We start from the raw sequence: 17,159 nt of genomic DNA, 5'->3' as shown, positions 1-17,159 counted from the left end.
GACGAGGACCTCCGCGCGCGCCGCCCGGGCGGAGGCCCGCCCGCCCCCGCCGGAGCCGCCGAGCGGCAGGCGGCCATGCGGGCGGCGGCGCAGGACCTGCGGGCGCTGTGCGAAGCGGCCGTCAGCGGGGCTGCCGTCACCGCCCTCGGCGGGGACTTCCTCACCCAGTCGCTCCCGCAGCCCGCGGGGGCCCGCGTCCTCGGCTGCATCCTGCTGCTCGCCGACACGGAGGACTCGGCCCGCTTCTGGTGGCAGTACGCCTCCGGAGCCGGCGACCCGATCGCCTCCTACTGCCTCTACCTCCACCACCTCGCCTTGGGCGAGAACCGGCAGGCGTCCTGGTGGCACCGCCAGACCGCCCCAGCGGCGGAGGCGGCCCTGCCGACGGCGCTGCGCGTGCTGCGGGCGATGCGGCCGGGTGGTCCCGGCCCCGGTCCCGGCCGGGCCGCGGTGGACGCCGTCCTCGAATACGTCCCGGCCGCGGTCAACTACGTCGACGACGACCTCGAACTCCCGCTGCCCGCACCGGACTTCAGCGAGCGCATCCGGGCCCTCACGGCCACCGCCCGGCGCCGGACCTGACACGGGCCCGGGGTGCCGGCCCCGGGCCCCTCCGCGCGCGATTTGACGAAAGTCGATCAACCGCTGCACCATTCCACTAACACATTAGTGGAATGGTGCAGGAGCGGGAATGATCGAGTTTCAGGTGGACCGGCACAGCGGTGTGGCCACGTATCTGCAGCTCGTCAACCAGGTCAAGCAGGCGCTCCGGCTCGGCGTGCTGGAGCCCGGTGACCGGCTGCCCACCGCCAGGGCCGTCGTCGAGGCGACCGCCATCAACCCGAACACCGTGCTGAAGGCCTACCGCGAACTGGAGCGCGAGGGGCTCGTCGAACCGCGCCCCGGGCGGGGCACGTTCGTCACCCGCTCGCTCTCCCGGCCCGAGGCCGCCGCCGACTCGCCGCTGCGCGCCGACCTCATCGCCTGGACGGCTCGCGCCCAGGCGGCGGGGCTCGGGCGCGCCGACATCCTGGCGCTCGTGGAGGCGGCCCTCGCCGACACGGCCCCGCCCGGCGCGGCAGCGGACGGCGGAAAGGCCCCGGCCCCGGCCCACCCGGCACCGACCGACCCGGCGGACCCCGCGTCCGCGCCCTGACCAGGCGCGGACGCACCGCCACGAGAGGAAACACGTGAACGACCCGACCGCCCCGCCGGCGATACGGGCCCAGGGGATCCACCACTCCTTCCGGGGGAAGGAAGCCCTCGCCGACTGCGGCTTCGAACTCCCGGCCGGCCGCATCGCCGCCCTGGTCGGCCCCAACGGCGCCGGCAAGAGCACCCTGTTCCACCTGCTGACCGGCCTGCTGCGGCCCACTCGAGGGGAGATGCGCGTCTTCGGCGCCGCCCCCGGCACCCGCACGGCACGGGAGCGCACGGCCTTCGTCGGCCAGGGCAAGCCCCTCCACCAGGACTTCACCGTCGCGGAGACCCTCGACCTGGGCCGCAGGCTGAACCGCCGCTGGGACGCGGCCAAGGCCGAGCGCATCGTCCGCGACGGCGACATCCCCCCGAAGGCGCGCATCCGCAGCCTCTCCGGCGGCAAGCGCACCCGCGTCGCCCTCGCCCTCGCCTTCGGCAAGCAGGCCGACCTCCTCCTGCTCGACGAACCGCTCGCCGACCTCGACCCGCTGGTGCGGCACGAGATGACCGGCCTGCTCATGGCCGAGGCCGCGGAGCGCGGCATCACCGTGGTGGTCTCCTCCCATGTGCTGCCCGAACTGGAGGACGTCTGCGACCACGTCCTGCTCCTCCACGGCGGTCGGATCCGGCTCGCCGGCGACACCCAGGACCTGCGGGAGGCCTACTCCCGCGTCACCGGCCGCGCCGACCCGGACACCCCCGACGGGCTGCCCGCGGCCGCCGACCGCTCCGCCGTCGTGCACGCCGCGACCACGGGCCGGCAGCTGACCGCCGTCATCCGCAACGCCCCCGGCTCGGCCCTCCCGGCAGGCGCCGACGCCCGGTGGATCACCGCGACGCCCTCGCTGGAGGAACTCCTCCTCGCCCATTTGCGCTCCGCGCCCGACACCACCACGCCCGGTCCAGCCGCCCCGCACCCCGCGCGCACCGCGCAGACGGGAGCCGCCGCGTGAACGGCACCCTCTGGCTCGCCTGGCGCCAGCAGCGCCTGCCGGCCCTCGCCGGCCTCCTCCTCGTCGCCGCCTGCACCGTCTGGGTCGCCGTCCGGCACGCCGAGCTCGCCGACATCGTCGGCGGCCACGACCTGACCGCCTGCAAGGGCTGGAACGGCGCCTGCCCCGTCGACGTCGAGGTCGCCGTGTTCGACCACACGCCCGGGATCCGGGCCCTCGGCACCCTGGCCGTCCTGCTGCCCGCCGCCATCGGCATGTTCTGGGGCGCCCCCCTCGTCGGCCGGGAGATCGAACGCGGCACCGTCACGCTCGCCCTCACCCAGGGGGCAGGCGCCCGCCACTGGTTCGCGGCCCGCCTCGGCCTCGCCGCGCTCTGCGCCACCGCCCTGTCCGCCGCCGTCGCCGCCCTCCTCGCCTGGTGGTGGGAGCCGATCGCGAACATGAAGGACGGCGTCTACTGGTTCGACCCGTACATCCTCAGCGGCACCGGCCCCGCGGCCGTCGCCGCCGCCCTGTTCGCCCTCGCCGCGGGCACCGCGATCGGCCTCCTCGTACGCCGCACCCTGCCCGCGATGGGCCTGACCGCGGTCGCCGTCCTGGCCACCACCGCCTTCCTGACCTTCTTCCGCCGCGACTGGGTCACCCCCGTCGACCGCATCACACCAGGCATGACACCCAAGCGGCTCATCGGCAGCGGCTGGTCGGCCGGCTACCGCTACCTCACCCCCGACGGCGTACAGCACCCCCTGGAGAACTGCGCGCTCTCCGGCGAGGAACTGCGCGTCTGCATGGCCGAGCACGGCTACACCGGCCGCGTCCACAAGGTGTACCCCAGCTCCGACTTCTGGACCTTCCAGGCCATCGACACGGCCGTCTACCTCGGACTCGCCGCGGCCCTCGTCGCCCTGACGGCGGTCCTGCTGCACCGCCGCCGCGGCCTAGTCTGAAACCCGCGGGGGAGGCCCCGTACGCCGGGGCCCTCCACCCACCCACCACCTGGAGGAACACCTCGTGGCCACCAAGAAGAACCTCACCGCCGACCGCTCCAGCGTCGTCCACAAGGTCCGCTACGCCCTGCGCCACCCGGAGCGCATCGGCGGCTACGTCCGCCGGGCCGCCCGAGACGGCTGGCTGCGCACCAAGCACCGCGACCACGTCTCCTACTACCGGGCCGTCATGGCCTCCGACACCGCCCGCAACCCCGAGGCCGCCGTCGGCAGCCAGACCCACGACCGATGGCTCGCCCTCGGCAAGATGCAGTTCGACTACCTCCTCGGACACGGCCTGGCCCCGCACCACCGCATGCTCGACATCGGCTGCGGCAACCTCCGCGCCGGCTGGCGCTTCATCGAGCACCTCCACCCCGGGCACTACTACGGCATCGACATCTCGCCCGACATCCTCATCTCCGCCAAGCAGACCCTCACCCGGCAGAGACTCCAGGACAAGCTGCCGCACCTGACCATCACCCAGGACCTCAAGCTGGAGTTCCTGCCGACCGCGCACTTCGACGTCGTGCACGCCCACAGCGTCTTCTCCCACTCGCCCATCGAGGTCATCGACGAGTGCCTCGCCCACGTCGGCCGCGTCCTGGCCCCCGGCGGCTTCTTCGACTTCACCTTCGACCGCACCGAGGGCGAGGAGCACCAGGTCCTCCGCGAGGACTTCTACTACCGCACCCAGACCCTCGTCGACCTCGCCGCCCGGCACGGCCTGACCGCCCGGTTCATGGACGACTGGGAGCAGCTCGGCCACGGCCAGTCCAAGATCCGCGTCACCGCCTGACCGGCGCCCCACCCCCGTGGGGGCGCCGGCCGTACGGGAGCCCCGGGCCCGGCGTCAGCCGTGCTCGGGCAGGTCCGCCTCCACCCGGACGGAGGAGCCGCGCCCGGACCGCGGCGCGGCGGCCTTCGCCCCGCAGAAGGCCGCCTCCAGCGTGCCGCCCAGGGCCGTGTTCGCCTGGCCCCGGTTCGAGGTGTTCGCCACGGCCGCCAGCGACCGCCGGCCGTCCCGCGTGGCGAAGGCGTACGTGTAGTAGCCCTGCACGGTGCCGGTGTGCCCGTACACCGGCACCCCGCACGACAGGTCGTAGCGGCGCAGCCCCAGCCCGTAGGAGCGGGTGCCCGTCGCGTCCGTCGGCGTCGCGGCGAGCATCGCCTCCAGCAGCGGCGCGGGCAGCAGCCGTCCGCCGAGCAGCGCCGAGACGAAGGTGTTGAGGTCCGCCGGAGCGGAGATCATCGCGCCGGCCGCCTGAGCCCAGGACGCCGTCTGCTCGGTGGAGTCCACCGGCCGGCCCGGCTCGTCCGGGTGCAGGTAGCCGCGCACGTGCCGGCCGCGGATCGCCGTGGCCGGGTGCACGTACGCGGTGTCCCGCAGCCGCAGCGGTCCGATGATGCGGCGCCGGTACTCCTCGCCCACGCTGCGGCCGGAGGCCTTCTCGATGAGCATGCCGACGACCACGAAGTTGGTGTTCGAGTACGCGTACGCCGCGCCCGGTTCGTTCGTCCGCGGTTCGCGCAGGGACAGGCGGACCAGCTCCCGCGGCTCGAACACCTTGTTCCGCACGGCCTCGAAGCCGGGCACGGTCCGCGCGAACATGGCCTCGGTGTAGTCGGCGAGGCCGCTGCGGTGGGCCAGCAGGTGCCGGACGGTGATCCGGTCGTCGGGCAGCAGCCCGGGCAGGTGGCGGCCCACCGGGTCGTCCAGGCCGAGGCGCCCCTCGTCGACCAGCTGGAGCAGGACGACGCTGGAGAACGTCTTCGTGACGCTGCCGATCCGGAACCGGGCCCCGATGTCCATCGCCGCACCGCTGTCCCGGTCCCGCACCCCGGTCGTCCGGGCCAGGACCCGGCCCCCGGGGCCGGTGAACCGGGCCATCGCCCCGGGCGCCCCGGCCGCGGTGGCCGCGCGCAGCGCCCGCTCCAGGGCTGCGGCGTCGGGGGCGTGCGCCGGCGCCGGAGGCGGCGCGGCGGCGGTGGGGGTGAGCGGCGCGGCGTGGGCGGCCGCGGCGGGTGCCAGGCCGGAGGCGAGGGCCAGCAGGGCGGCCCCGGCGGTCAGGCGGCGGGCGTGGGAGGACAGGTGCACGGGGCTCCTCGACGCTTCGGTACGGAGTGGGGGGAGTACGGCGCTTGTGCGGCCCGGGCGGCCGCACGGTGCCGGGGAAAGGGGGATCGTACGGGCCGTCCGGCGGCCGGCCCGTACGGCGCGGCCGGTCAGGTGCCGCAGGCGGGGACGCCGTCCAGCCATGCGGGCCCCTGGATGTAGATGTTCGTCATCCAGGCGTCGTAGTCCGGCAGGTAGGACCAGACGTCGTTGGTGTAGCCGTCCGAGGTGACCTCCTCGGCGTGCTTCTGGCAGCCGACGCGGATGGTCGTGGGGCCGGGGAAGGCGTACACGCGGGCCGCGGACAGCTTCGGCTCGGCCTTCGTCCACACGCCCGTGCCCCACGTCCGGAAGAGGGGCCCCTCGACGGGACCGGGGTTGACGCGGACGGCCCCGTGGTAGCCGGAGTTCAGCCGGACGTCACTGACCATCAGCTTCGTCCCGGACTGCCGGGCCTCCGCCATCCTGCCCGCACCCAGGTAGATCGCGATGTGGTGCAGGTCCCGGGAGGTCCCCCACACGAGCAGGTCGCCGGGCAGCAGCGGGGCGAGCCCCTGCGCCGCGGTGAAGCGTCCGGCCGCGCGGTGCGTGTAGTACTGGGCGGACGCCACCCCGTTCAGGATGTCCGAGCCGGTGGCCCGCGCGTACGCGTACCGGACGAGGCCCGAGCAGTCGAAGCCGAGCCGTTCGGGATCGTGCTCGCTCGCCGGGTCGCTCGGGTCCACCTGGCCGTACGTGGCCCCGGGCTCCGGGCCGTGGCCCCCGCCCCACGTGTACCAGACGCCGGCGGCGACCTGCTCGCAGGCGGCGGCGACGGCCCGCTCCGCCGCGGCGGAGGCGCCCGGCGCGAGGACGCGGCAGGAGTCGTCGGCGGCCGCTGCCGCAGGCGCGGGCGCCCCCAGCAGGACGGCCAGGAGTGCGATGAGCGTGCAGACGGGGCCGGACCGGCGAAGCATGCGGATCCCTCGATTCGTGTGGAGTCGGCGCGCGGTGAGCACGTGTCAGGAGGCGGGCGGGCCGCTCTCGGGGTGGGACGCCGCCCGCACCCCGACACTGGCCGAGCGCCGCCCGCCGCGTCGACCCCGCCGCGCCACCCCACCCGGACGGGCAACGGGAAACCCCCGGGAAACCCCCGCCCGTCAGGGGAGTTCGGGCGGCTCCGCGCGCCGGGCGGCCGGCTCGGGATCCCACAGCCGGACCGTGCCGTCGTTGCCGCTGCTCGCGACGGTGCGCCCGTCGGGGCTGAACGCCACGCCCCACACCGCGTTCGTGTGGCCCGACAGCGCCGCCCGCAGCCGCCGGCCGGCCACGTCCCACAGCCGGACCGTGCGGTCGTTGCCGCTGCTGGCAAGGGTGCGGCCGTCGGGGGAGAAGGCGATGCCGCGGGCGGAACCGGTGTGCCCGGCCAGGACGGCCGCGAGGGTGTGCCGCCGCGGGTCCCACAGCCGGACCGTGCCGTCGTTGCCGGTGCTCGCGAGCGACCGCCCGTCAGGGCCGAACGCGACGGCCCGCACCGCCCCCGTGTGGCCGGTGAGCGTGGCCAGCGGCCGACGGCCCGGCACGTCCCACAGGCGGACCGTCAGATCGTCGCCCGCACTGGCGAGGGTGCGGCCGTCGGGGCCGAACGCGACGTCGTTCGCGAAGTCGGTGTGGCCCGTCAGCGTGGCCAGCGGCGCCCGCCCCGGCACGTCCCACAGTCGGACCGTGCGGTCCGAACCGGCCGACGCGAGGGTCCGCCCGTCCGGGGAGAACACCACCGAGAACACGGCGCCCGTATGCCCCGGCAGCACCGCCGGCCCGGTCCGTCCGGCGGAGTCCCACAGCCGGACGGACCCGTCGGAGGCCGCCGAGGCCACCGTCCGCCCGTCGGGGGAGAACGCCACCGCGTACACGGCTTCCGAGTGCCCCTCCAGCCGCCGGAGCAGCCGCCGGCCCCGTACGTCCCACAACTGCACCGAGTGGTCGCCGCACGCCGTGGCCAGCAGGGCGCCGTCCGGGCTGAACGCAACCCGCCAGAACTCGGTGAACGGACGCGCCGCCAGGGCCCGCCCGCGCAGGTCCCACAGCACCACCGACTGGTCGAACGAGGCGGTCGCCAGCACCGCGCCCCGCGCGTCGACGGCCGCCGCGAGGACGTAGTCGGTGTGCCCGGACAGCGCCGCGGTCTGCCGGCCGCTGCGGACGTCCCACAGCCGGGTCGTCCCGTCGCCGCCCGCGCTGACCACCGCCGCGCCGTCGGGCGTGTACGCGACACCGTTGACGTCGTCGTTGTGCCCGGTCAGGGTCGCCGTCGCCGGGCGCTGCGCCGCCTCCCACAGCCGGACGGTGCGGTCCCCGCCCCCGCTGGCCAGGCTCCGCCCGTCCGGCGCGAACGCCACTCCGAGGACCTCCGCGGTGTGCCCTTCGAGCACGGCGAGGCTCCGGGCGCCGGCCGTGTCCCACAGCCGGACCGTCCGGTCCGAGCCGGCCGAGGCCAGGGTCCGCCCGTCCGGCGCGTACGACAGGGCGTTCACCTTCCCGGTGTGCCCGGCGAGGACGGTCGGGAGGCCGGTCCCGCCGGTTGCGTCCCGCAGCAGCACCCGGCCGTCCGGCATCGCGGCCGCGAGCGTGCGCCCGTCGGGGGAGAACGCCAGGGCGCGCGCGTCCGCGGTGTCCGCCGGGAGCACGGCCGGAGCGCTGCCGCCCGAGGTGTCCCACAGCCGTACGGGGCCCTCGGTGGACGTCGCGGCGAGCCGGCTCCCGTCGGGGCTGAAGGCGATGTGCCGGACCCGGCCCGGCATGGTCAGGGAGGCCGTCGTCTTCCGGTCGGACACCCGGCGCAGCAGCACCCTCCCGTCGGACCCGGCGCTCGCCAGCAGCCCGCGGCCCGGAGCGAAGGCCACCGCGTTCACGGGCCCGCTGTGGCCGCCGAGCCGGGCGAGGAAGGGCTGGGCCTGGGTGCTCAGCAGCGCGCCGCGCGCCTCCGCGGTGGCGGCCGTGCGGTACGCCTCCTGCGCCAGCCGCAGCGACTCCTCGGGCCGCCCGGCCGCCAGCGCGGCGGACTGCGCGGCGAGCGCCTGCGACCGCGCCTGCCGCTCCTGGCCGAGGGCGGCCTCCCGCTGCCGGTAGGCCAGCCCGCCCGCGGTCAGCGCCAGCACCAGCAGGACGACGAGGAGGGCGAGCATCCGCTGCCGGAGCCGGACCTGGCGCCGGTCGTGCTCCCGCCTGGCCTCCTCGGCGGCCGCACCCGCCCGCAGGAACTCCGCCTCCAGGGGGGTGAGCCGGGCCCGGCCGCCCAGCTCGTCGGCCCACGTCCGGGCGGTGGCCAGGCGGGTGCCGTGGTAGAGGACGGAGGGGTCGCGCCCCTCGCGCTCCCACTCCTCGGCGGCACGGGCGAGCCGCCGGTGCACCACCAGCCCGTCGCGGTCGGCGTGGATCCAGCCGCGCAGCCGCGGCCAGGCGTGCAGCAGCGCCTCGTGCGCGATCTCCACGGTCTCGCTGTCGGCGGTGACCAGCCGCGCCCGGACGAAGGCGTCGAGGGCCCGCCCGGCCGCGCCCGGGTCGGCGGACTGCTCCAGCAGCACGGCCCGCCGCATCCGGCGGCGGGTCGCCGCGGCCCCGTCGCCGACGTGGACCAGGCCGAGCAGCATCGGGCGCAGCACCCGCTGCTCGGCCGGGTACAGCCGGGCGAAGACGTTCTCGGCGGTCTGTGCGACCGCGCCCTGGATGCCGCCGCTGTGCTCGTACCCGGCGACGGTCAGGGCGGTGCCCTCGCGCCGCTGCCAGGTCGCCATCAAGGCATGGGAGACGAGCGGCAGCGCACCGGCCGGCGCCGCGAGGCCCGAGGCGGCCGCAGGGCCGGCCGCCGCCCCCCGCACCCCGGCGTCGCGCAGCAGCAGCGGGACCAGGCCCGGTTCGAGGGCGAGGCCGGCCCGTGCGGCCGGCCGCGTGACGGACTCCCGCAGCTCGGCCACGGTCATCGCCGGCAGGACGAACAGCCCGTCCGCCAGCGCGGACGCCAGCTCCGGCAGGTCCAGGCAGCCGGCGGTGAAGTCGGCGCGGATGCCGAGGACCACCACCGCCGGGTCCAGGCCGGCCCGGTCGGCCCGCCGCGCCGCGGACACGGCGCACAGGACCCGGACGAACGCCCGCCGCTCCTCCTCGTCGCAGCACAGGGTGAAAAGTTCCTCGAACTGGTCGACGAGCAGAACCGGCCGCAGCCCGTGCCGCCGGTACGGGGCCGCGCCCTCCGCCGGGCCCGGCTCGGCCCCGCCGGCGCCGCCGGAGAGCCGGTGCACCGCCTCCAGGAGCCGCTCGGGCCGCTGCCGCAACTCCCGTACGCCGATGCCCGGATCGCCGTCGAGGGCCTTCGCGGTGCAGTCCAGCAGCTCCTGCAGCGGATGCGCCGTCGGGGTCAGTCTGATCACGGGCCAGGCGTCGGCGCCCGCCATCGGGAAACCGCCCCCGCGCCGCAGGGCCGGCACCAGACCGGCGTTCAGCAGGGACGACTTCCCCGCCCCGGACCGGCCGACGAGCAGCAGCGGGCCGCGCCCGATGCGCTCGAAGACCCGCTCCACCAGCGCTGCCGTGGCCCGCTCCCGGCCGAAGAACCAGTCGGCGTCGTCGGGGGTGAAGGCCGCCAGACCCCGGTAGGGGCACTCGCCCTCCGCCTGCCAGGGCGCCGCCGGCGCCGCGGGCGCGTCCTGCGCGGCGTCCGCCCGGCCGGACGCGGCGTCCGCTTCCCGGGCCAGCCGTACCAGCGCCCCGCCGGCCTCCAGCACCCGGTCGCAGCGCAGCGCGACATCGGGGGTGACCCGCTTCACCCCGGTCTCGATCTTGCTCAGGTAGCCCTTGCTGTAATGGGTCTGGCGGGCGAGCCCCGCAAGCGACAGGCCGCGCTCCGCGCGCAGCCTGCGCAACTGGGCGGGAAAGGAGCGCGCCGCGGCCCCGGCTCCGCTCGCGGCCGGTTCCGCCTCGGCGGCCGGCGCGCCCTGCGCGGTGTCGGCGGCTTCGGAAGGACCGTACCGGTGTGTCGTGTTCCGCCCGCTCTCCGGGTCGCCCACGGCATCCCCCATGGCAGTGTGCGCCGAGGTCGTGAGATGGCAGCCCAAGGCTACAGCGGAGTGCGCACGGCCCTGTACGTGCTGTGACGGCCGTGGCCGGAAAACGCGCATGCGGAAGGCCTCCCGGGCCCGCCGCAAGGCGGCTCCGGGAGGCGCTGCGAACAACCGGCCCAGGACTACGGCCGGTACAGGGCGACGGAGTTGACGGGCGTGAGGTCGGCGTAGACGCCGGTCTGCGCGGCGATGCGGCCGCCGCAGCCCGTGCCGCCGGAGCCGGTGCACAGCGCGGCGGTGGCGCCGCCGGTCTGGTTGTTCAGCACCCAGTGGTTTCCGTACTGGTTGTAGATCTTGTGCGCGCCGTAGCTGTAGAAGACGTGGGTCGGCTTCACCGCCGGGTTCTGGTTCTGCGGGTAGATGCAGACCGCCCCGGACGGGCAGCCCGCCCAGTCGCCGGCGGGCTTGGCCTGGGCCGCCCCGCCGAGTGCGACGACGGCCGCGGCGGCGGTGGCGAGTGCGGCGGCGCCGCGGATCATCTTGCGCATCGGTTTCCCCCTGGGGGTTGCGTTCGTGCTGACGGCTCCAGCCTGTCCGCGGCGCCCCCGGAGGTCGACGCGTTTCCTGTCTCCCGTCCGCCGCCGCCCCGGGAAACCCCTTCCGGCCTGCGGGGATGCCGTCCGGGAGGCAACCCCGGCCCACCCGTGCGGCGGTACCCGGAACGGCTCCCGGATCGGCCCCGGACGGCTGCGGGGCCGATCCGTGATGTCCTCCGGCGCGACCGCGCGCAGAATTGAGGCAGTGGCCCGTGCCGGGCGCGGGTCCCGAGACCGCCTGCGTGGAAGGGGGCCGCCCGATGCCACCGGAACGGCCGGGGGGCGAAAGCGGCCCCGGCCCGCTCCTGTCGGAGCCGGGGCCCCTGCTGGAGCAGGTCGCCGTGGCCGTCTTCGCCCTCGACGAAGCGGGACGGATCGCCCACTGGGGACCGGGAGCCCAGCAGCTCTTCGGCCACGCCGCCGCCGACGTCCTCTCCCGGCCCGCCGCCGTCCTCTTCCCCGAGCCGCCCCCGGACGCCCCCGACGCCGCCGCCCGGCTCGTGGAGCGCGCCCGCACCCTCGGCTACTGGCGGGTCCGCATGCCCGCCCGGCACCGCGACGGCGGCATCTTCGACTGCGGCTTCCGGGTGTTCCCCATGGCCGGCGCAGGCGGCGGCACCGTCGTGCTCGGGCTGGCCGCCCGCGGCGAGGAGCTCGACCGCGTCAAGACCAACCTCCTCTTCCTCGACGCCCTCTTCGAGACCTGCCCCATCGGCCTCGTGATGCTCGACGAGGACCTGCGCTACGTCCACCTCAACCAGGCCCTCGCCGACATGGACGGCATCCCCCTCGCCGACCACCTCGGCCGCCACGCCGCCGACATCATGATCACCTCCGACGGCGGGGAGCTCCAGCGCACCCTGCGCGACGTGGCCCGCGGCCGCCGCTCCGTCGTCGGCGCCCTGCTCGGCCTGCGCACCCCCGGCCGACCCGACCGCGACCAGGTGCGCTCGGTGAGCTTCTTCCCGCTGAGCGGAGCGGGCGACAGCCGGCGCGGCGTCGGCGGTCTCCTCCTCGACGTCACCGACCGCGAGCAGGCCATCCTGGAGGCCACCGCCGCCCGGCAGCGGCTGGCCCTGCTCGACAGGGCCGCCGCCCGCGTGGGCACGACCCTCGACCTGGACACCACCGCCCGCGAACTCGTCGAGGCGGCCGTACCCGACTTCTGCGACGGCTGCGTCGTCGAACGCGTCGAATGGATGGACGAGGACGAGGACTTCGACCCCGAGCGGCCGCTGATCACCCGCCGGATCGCCTCCGGGACCGTCCTGCCCGCGCCCGCCGAGGAGCTCATCAAGGGCACGGACCGCGTGACCTACCCGCCCGGCTCCAGCATCCACCGGATGGTCAGCACCGGCCGCCCCCTCGCCGTCCCGGTGAACCACGAGTTCGTCACCCGCACCGTCGCCCACCCCGGGCGCGCCCGCCTGCTCCTTCAGAGCGGCTTCGACTGCATCCTCGTGGCGCCGCTGATCGCCCGCGGCACCGTCCAGGGCATCGCCATGTTCGGCCGGTCCGCGGCACGGCCCGCCTTCGCCGACGAGGACCTCAGCCTCGCCGCGGAACTCGCCTCCCGGGCCGCCCTCTGCCTGGACAACGCCCGCCTCTACGGCAGGATCCACGACATCGCGCTCACCCTCCAGCACGCCCTGCTGCCCAGCGCCCCGGCCGCCGGGCCGCACGTCGACATCGCCCACCGCTACCTGCCCGGCAGCCGGGTGACCCAGGTCGGCGGCGACTGGTACGACGCGGTGGCCCTGCCCGGCGACCGGGTCGCCCTCGTCGTCGGCGACGTCATGGGGCACGGGGTGCCCGCCGCCGCGAACATGGGCCGGCTGCGGATCACGGCGAAGACCCTGGCCCGGCACACCGCCGAGCCCGCCGACCTCCTCGCCGAACTCGACGCCTGCGCGGAGGAGTCCGGCATCGACTGGGCGACCTGCCTCTACCTGGTCTACGACGCCCGGACCGGCGGCGCCCGCATCGCCAACGCCGGACACCCGCCGCCCCTCGTACGCAGCCCCGACGGCACCGTGCGGACCGTCGGAGAGGGGCTCGGGGTGCCCCTCGGCGTCGGCGGCGTCCCATACCGCTCGACGTGGGCGCACATACCCGAGGGGGCCGTCGTCGCCCTGTACACCGACGGCCTCGTCGAGGCCCGGGGCCAGGACATCGACACCGGCATCGACACCCTGCGCGCCCTGCTCGCCGGCCCGCTCTTCTCCCTGGAGGAGGCGGCCGACCGGATCCTCGCCGAGCTGCTCCCCGCGGCGCCGACCGACGACACCGTCCTCGTCCTCGCCCGCGTCCGCCGCGCCCCGGAGGTGCGGCGGAAACCGCCCCCGCCGGCCTGACCGGCGGCCGGCGGGGGAACCGCGGGCGCCGCCGCGGGCGTCTTGCCGCTCGGCCGGACCGCCCGCCGGGGGCGTCCGCCGTACGAGGGGGCGGCCGGGATGGGGCGAGCGGGCCCGTGGCGGAGCACGGGAGGACGCTGGTCGTGGCGCCGGGGCCGGGGCGCCGCCCTCCTCGCGGCGGCGGCGGCCGCCCTGCTGGTCCGCCCGGGGCTCCTGCCGGACCTGCCGGGGCGGCCGGGGAGCCTGATCGAGGCGTTCCTGCCGTGGCTCGGCCTGGCCGTCCCGCCCCTGGCGGGGTGGGCCGTGCTGCGCCGGTCGCGGACCGCGCTGTGCGCGGCCGCGCTGCCGGTGCTCGCCTGGACGGCCGCGTTCGGCGCGTTCCTGCTGCCGCGCGCCGAACAGCCCGCGGACCTGAGGGCCGTCCAGCACAACGTCGCCGACGACAACACCGACCCGGCGGGCACGGCCCTGGCCCTGGCCCGAACCGGCGCCGACCTGATCGCCGTGGAGGAGCTGACGCCCGCCGCCGCGCCGGCCTTCACCGCGGCCCTGGGAGCGGACTATCCCCACCACGCGGCCGCCGGCACCGTCGCCCTGTGGTCGCGGCACCCGCTCGCGGATCCGAGGCCCGTGGACATCCGGCCCGCGGGAGTCGGGGAGGGCTGGAACCGCGGCCTGCGGGCGACCGCCCGCACCCCGCACGGCGACATCGCCGTCTACGTGGCCCACCTGCCGTCGGTGCGGGTCGGCCCGCTCCACGGGTTCGACGCCGCCCGGCGCGACGAGAGCGCCGTCCTGCTGGGCCGGGCACTGGCCGCCGAGCCGATGGACCGGGTCGTGCTGCTCGGCGACCTCAACGCCACCGTCGACGACCGGGGGATCGCACGGGTCGTACGGCGGACGGGACGCCCGGCCCGGGACTTCGCGTTCAGCTGGCCCGCGGCGCTGCCGGCGGCGCGCATCGACCACGTCCTGGCCCGCGGGGCCGAGGTCACCCGGCTCCGGACGCTGCCGCCGACGGGCAGCGACCACCTGCCCGTCGCCGCCCGCATCCGGTTCTGACGCCGGCCGTCGGCGGGCCGGGCCCGGCCCCGCCTGCCGCTCCGGCTCACCAGGTGTTGGTGATCCACCGCCGGACGGCCGTGTAGGTGGCGTCGTCGGCCGCGGAGAGCACGGTGATGGCGTGCAGGTCCTCGGCGGCCGGCGGGACGCCCGCCACGGTGAGGCACGCCTGAAGGTCCAGGCGCCGCCGGTCGGCGGACGTGAGGGGGTCGGAGGACCGGGCGGTACGGGGGAGCGGGTCCTCCGGCTCCGTGCCGCCCGGTTCCGCGTCGGCGGGAAGGCCGCGCAGACCGGGGAAGCGGTAAGGGTCGAGTGCGGCCCGCGATGCCTTGTGGAGGGACTGCCACGCGTCCATGCGCATACTCCGAACGTAGGGGAAGGCGAACCACGGCGGCGCCGCCGTGGCGGGTGGATCCGGCCGCAGCGCGGGCGCGCGGGGGCCGGAGGGGGCGGGAGGTGCCGCGGCGGAGCTCAGGACTGCACGTCGTGCCCGGCACGGGCGCGGGCGCCGGCGGCGATGACCTCGGCGAGCCTCTCGGCCACGGCCGTGCTGCACCCGCCGAGCCGGACGATGCCGCGGCAGCCCACCGGCCCGTCGTTGCCCAGGGACGGCAGGACGAGGCCGGCGAGCGCCAGTGCGGCCCTGAGGTTCGCGGCGGCCGCCTCGCCGGCCCGGAACGCGTCGTCCTGGCGCTGCCGGTACTGGATGCGCTCGGTCCGGGTGAGTTCGTAGGCCATGGTGGTGTCCTTTCGTTTCGCAGGGGTGGTGTGTGCGCAGGGCTCGGTGGCGCCCGGCGCACGCCCGGTCCGCGGAGGGGGCGGACCGGTGCGGGGCGTTTCGCGGGAGCGTCTGCGGCCGGGGCCGGGCGGCCACGGGGCGGAGGGAGGGCAGGAAGCCCCGCGCTGCACCTCGCGGCTGGTCAGTGGGGTGGACCCGTAGGACTGACGCCGCGGGCAACCCGTGACCTATCGCTTTCGATCTTCGTTTCCCGGACAAGTGCGTGATCACGGTCCTCGACCGTCCGGGGAAGGAGTGAGGTGCCGAGGAGTCGCCACCGGTTACCGGGCGCGCCGCGCCCGGCCGTCTCGGTCTGTCCGTCGGCGCGTGGAGCGCGTCGCGCGGGGGAGTTCTGCCGGGGTGCGGCCTGCCCGCGGGAGCGGGGCGGCGCCGCGCGGTCAGGACCCGTAGCGGAATCTGCGCCCCGGGGCGGGCGGCATGCTGCCGCCGCGGTCGGCCAGCGCGAAGTCCGGCAGGCCCGTGGCCCCCTGGCGCGGGACGGCCGCCGGCTGCGGCATCGGGGCGGGCGTGCGGGTGCTGCGGCTGTTGCGGTGCCGCGGCGAGGGCTGGCGGGGCGGTCGCGTGAGCGTGATCTGGCGGACGAGCTGTTGGAAGCAGGCCAGTGCGGCGATCGGCGGAAGCGTCGCCGCCGCCTGCCCGGCGAGGGTTCTGGGCGCCTGGGCCAGGCACAGCAGTGTGGCGAGGGTGGAGAACAGCAGGACGATCGACCAGGAGTGGATGGCGCGCCGCTGGTGCAGGGCGGCCCGGAGGATCGACAGGGAGGCGACCACCCAGGGCCCGTAGATCAACAGCGGCCACCAGCTCACCACGTCGTGCGCGGTCCGGGGCCCGGCGCTGTGGCGCAGCGCGTCGCAGATCGCCATGCCGCTGAACAGGCTGACGACGGCGGCGATGACCGCGACCAGTACGGAGGTGAGCAGGCTGCCCGTGCGGAGCAGCGTCACGGCCGAAGTCCCGGACGTCGGCCGTCGGTGGCTCGCGTGGGCCGGCGGGTGCGGCCACTCGCCGGTGGCCGAGGGGGCCATGCCCATGCCCGCGCCCATGCCCGCGCCCGTGCCCACACCGACGCCCACGCCTACGCCTAGGCCGGCGACGGCGGGGCCGACCGGGTCGGCCGGTTCGTCGAAGACGATCCGGTCGAGCGGCTCGGCCTGTATGGCGCCCGCGGCTTCCTGGAGCTGGTAGGCCAGCTCCTCCGCCGCGTCCCACTGCACGCTCCCCTCGGCCGTCGGCGTGCCGAGGAGGGTGTGCCGGTCATGGTGCTCGTGCCGCTCGTGCCGCTCGTGGTGCTGCCCGGCCCAGAACAGCAGCGTGTCCGGGTGCGGGTGGGGGGCGGCGGTCATGTCGTGGAGACCGTACGGTTCAAACACGGTGGCTCTGCCCGGGGTACTCGCGGCCGGGCACGCCGAAGTGCGCCGTGGCCGGCACGGCCGGCCACGCCATGGCCTGCCACCTCCGCGTGCACGCGACCTCGACGCGGCGGAGCGTGTCCAGGAGTGCTTCGAGCGCGGGGGCCGCGTAGTGCAGGACCACCTCGTCCGCGCCGCGCCGCAGGAGCGGGCCCGCGTCGGGGTCCCCGTGGGCCGGGGTCGGGACGTACGTCCACGAGCCCGCCTTCGTGGTGCCGGTTCGCACGTCGCCGCCGTCGCTGTCGATGCTCCGCGGGTACATGGCGCGGTGCTGTGCTGTTGTCATAGTCCACCCAACGCGCGGGCCGCCGGAGTGGGTTGTGCTCCATACAGGTGAGGACGGCCGGTGTCACCCGGCGTTGACCGGTGTCTTCTTATCGGTTCTGCACGGGCCGGGGGGTGGTGGGCCCGGTGCCCCGCACCCCGTCTGTGCTGCACGTTCGGCGGGCGCGCCACCGGGCCCGTCCGCGCCCCTCGGGAGACCTGAGTGACACGTGTGGCGCATGGTGCGAAGAAGCGGAAACGGTCGAGGATGCGCATGCGCCACCCAGCGCGGCGCGCGGCGGCGGACGCGCGCCCCTTGCCCGCGGGAGGGCCGTCGGGGCCTTACCGCGCAGGCCGGAGCGTTCGCCGGAGGGGCGCGGGGGT

At 76.3% G+C, this 17,159-nt stretch carries 15 protein-coding genes; 7 read left to right on the top strand and 8 right to left on the bottom strand.

Annotation, left to right across the window (positions count from 1 at the left end; genetic code table 11):
• From EF903_RS34050 to EF903_RS14310, 5 genes are all read left to right on the top strand, one after another.
• The coding region (locus EF903_RS34050) for a hypothetical protein (RefSeq protein ID WP_185902658.1) at window positions 1-582 on the top strand (582 nt) is incomplete at its 5' end.
• A gap of 109 nt (window positions 583-691) precedes the next feature.
• Entirely contained in the window at window positions 692-1,156 is a 465-nt protein-coding gene (locus tag EF903_RS14325; RefSeq protein WP_125543603.1) for a GntR family transcriptional regulator, read from the top strand.
• Between the two features lie 34 nt (window positions 1,157-1,190).
• Complete coding sequence (locus EF903_RS14320; RefSeq protein WP_125543602.1) at window positions 1,191-2,153, top strand: ABC transporter ATP-binding protein; 963 nt, start codon at window positions 1,191-1,193, stop codon at window positions 2,151-2,153.
• The gene (locus tag EF903_RS14315; RefSeq protein ID WP_125543601.1) at window positions 2,150-3,100 is read left to right on the top strand and encodes an ABC transporter permease subunit; all 951 of its coding nucleotides are present in this window, start codon (window positions 2,150-2,152) and stop codon (window positions 3,098-3,100) included. Before EF903_RS14320 ends, EF903_RS14315 begins: the two co-directional genes overlap by 4 nt.
• A 64-nt stretch (window positions 3,101-3,164) precedes the next feature.
• A complete protein-coding gene (locus EF903_RS14310) occupies window positions 3,165-3,938 on the top strand; it encodes a class I SAM-dependent methyltransferase (RefSeq protein WP_125543600.1) in 774 nt (257 codons plus the stop codon).
• A 54-nt stretch (window positions 3,939-3,992) separates the two neighbouring features.
• Here the strand turns inward: EF903_RS14310 and EF903_RS14305 are convergent, their stop codons facing one another.
• From EF903_RS14305 to EF903_RS14290, 4 genes are all read right to left on the bottom strand, one after another.
• The gene (locus tag EF903_RS14305; RefSeq protein ID WP_260615270.1) at window positions 3,993-5,237 is read right to left on the bottom strand and encodes a serine hydrolase; all 1,245 of its coding nucleotides are present in this window, start codon (window positions 5,235-5,237) and stop codon (window positions 3,993-3,995) included.
• 128 nt (window positions 5,238-5,365) lie between these two features.
• Window positions 5,366-6,211, bottom strand: coding sequence for an NlpC/P60 family protein (locus tag EF903_RS14300; RefSeq protein WP_125543598.1), 846 nt, complete (start codon window positions 6,209-6,211; stop codon window positions 5,366-5,368).
• Between the two features lie 183 nt (window positions 6,212-6,394).
• On the bottom strand, window positions 6,395-10,309 hold the full coding sequence (locus EF903_RS14295) for a helix-turn-helix domain-containing protein (protein ID WP_125543597.1): 3,915 nt from the start codon (window positions 10,307-10,309) through the stop codon (window positions 6,395-6,397).
• Window positions 10,310-10,473: 164 nt separating this feature from the next.
• Window positions 10,474-10,839, bottom strand: a complete 366-nt coding sequence (locus EF903_RS14290; RefSeq protein WP_125543596.1) for a hypothetical protein — start codon at window positions 10,837-10,839, stop codon at window positions 10,474-10,476.
• A 308-nt stretch (window positions 10,840-11,147) separates the two neighbouring features.
• On the opposite strand from EF903_RS14290, the gene EF903_RS14285 reads away from it, so the two are divergent.
• Both EF903_RS14285 and EF903_RS14280 read left to right on the top strand, forming a co-directional pair.
• A complete protein-coding gene (locus EF903_RS14285) occupies window positions 11,148-13,241 on the top strand; it encodes a SpoIIE family protein phosphatase (protein WP_125543595.1) in 2,094 nt (697 codons plus the stop codon).
• 99 nt (window positions 13,242-13,340) lie between these two features.
• The gene (locus EF903_RS14280; protein WP_125543594.1) at window positions 13,341-14,303 is read left to right on the top strand and encodes an endonuclease/exonuclease/phosphatase family protein; all 963 of its coding nucleotides are present in this window, start codon (window positions 13,341-13,343) and stop codon (window positions 14,301-14,303) included.
• A 46-nt stretch (window positions 14,304-14,349) separates the two neighbouring features.
• On the opposite strand, the gene EF903_RS14275 is transcribed toward EF903_RS14280, so the two are convergent.
• The 4 genes from EF903_RS14275 to EF903_RS14260 all read right to left on the bottom strand — a co-directional run bounded on the left by EF903_RS14275 (window position 14,350) and on the right by EF903_RS14260 (window position 16,797).
• Window positions 14,350-14,664 carry a hypothetical protein gene (locus EF903_RS14275; RefSeq protein WP_125543593.1) on the bottom strand — a complete coding sequence of 105 codons (315 nt, stop codon included), beginning with the start codon at window positions 14,662-14,664 and terminating at the stop codon, window positions 14,350-14,352.
• Between the two features lie 110 nt (window positions 14,665-14,774).
• Window positions 14,775-15,041: a hypothetical protein gene (locus tag EF903_RS14270; protein WP_260615269.1), complete on the bottom strand. Its 267-nt coding sequence runs from the start codon at window positions 15,039-15,041 to the stop codon at window positions 14,775-14,777.
• Between the two features lie 438 nt (window positions 15,042-15,479).
• On the bottom strand, window positions 15,480-16,445 hold the full coding sequence (locus EF903_RS35880) for a DUF2637 domain-containing protein (protein ID WP_125543592.1): 966 nt from the start codon (window positions 16,443-16,445) through the stop codon (window positions 15,480-15,482).
• A gap of 19 nt (window positions 16,446-16,464) precedes the next feature.
• Window positions 16,465-16,797: a hypothetical protein gene (locus EF903_RS14260; RefSeq protein ID WP_125543591.1), complete on the bottom strand. Its 333-nt coding sequence runs from the start codon at window positions 16,795-16,797 to the stop codon at window positions 16,465-16,467.
• Window positions 16,798-17,159 lie beyond the last annotated feature (362 nt).

The sequence above is a fragment of the Streptomyces sp. WAC05292 genome, from assembly GCF_003949955.1.
GTDB lineage: Bacteria > Actinomycetota > Actinomycetes > Streptomycetales > Streptomycetaceae > Streptomyces > Streptomyces globosus.
Note: the sequence above shows the minus strand (reverse complement) of the source record. Positions and strands in the feature narration are given on the sequence as shown.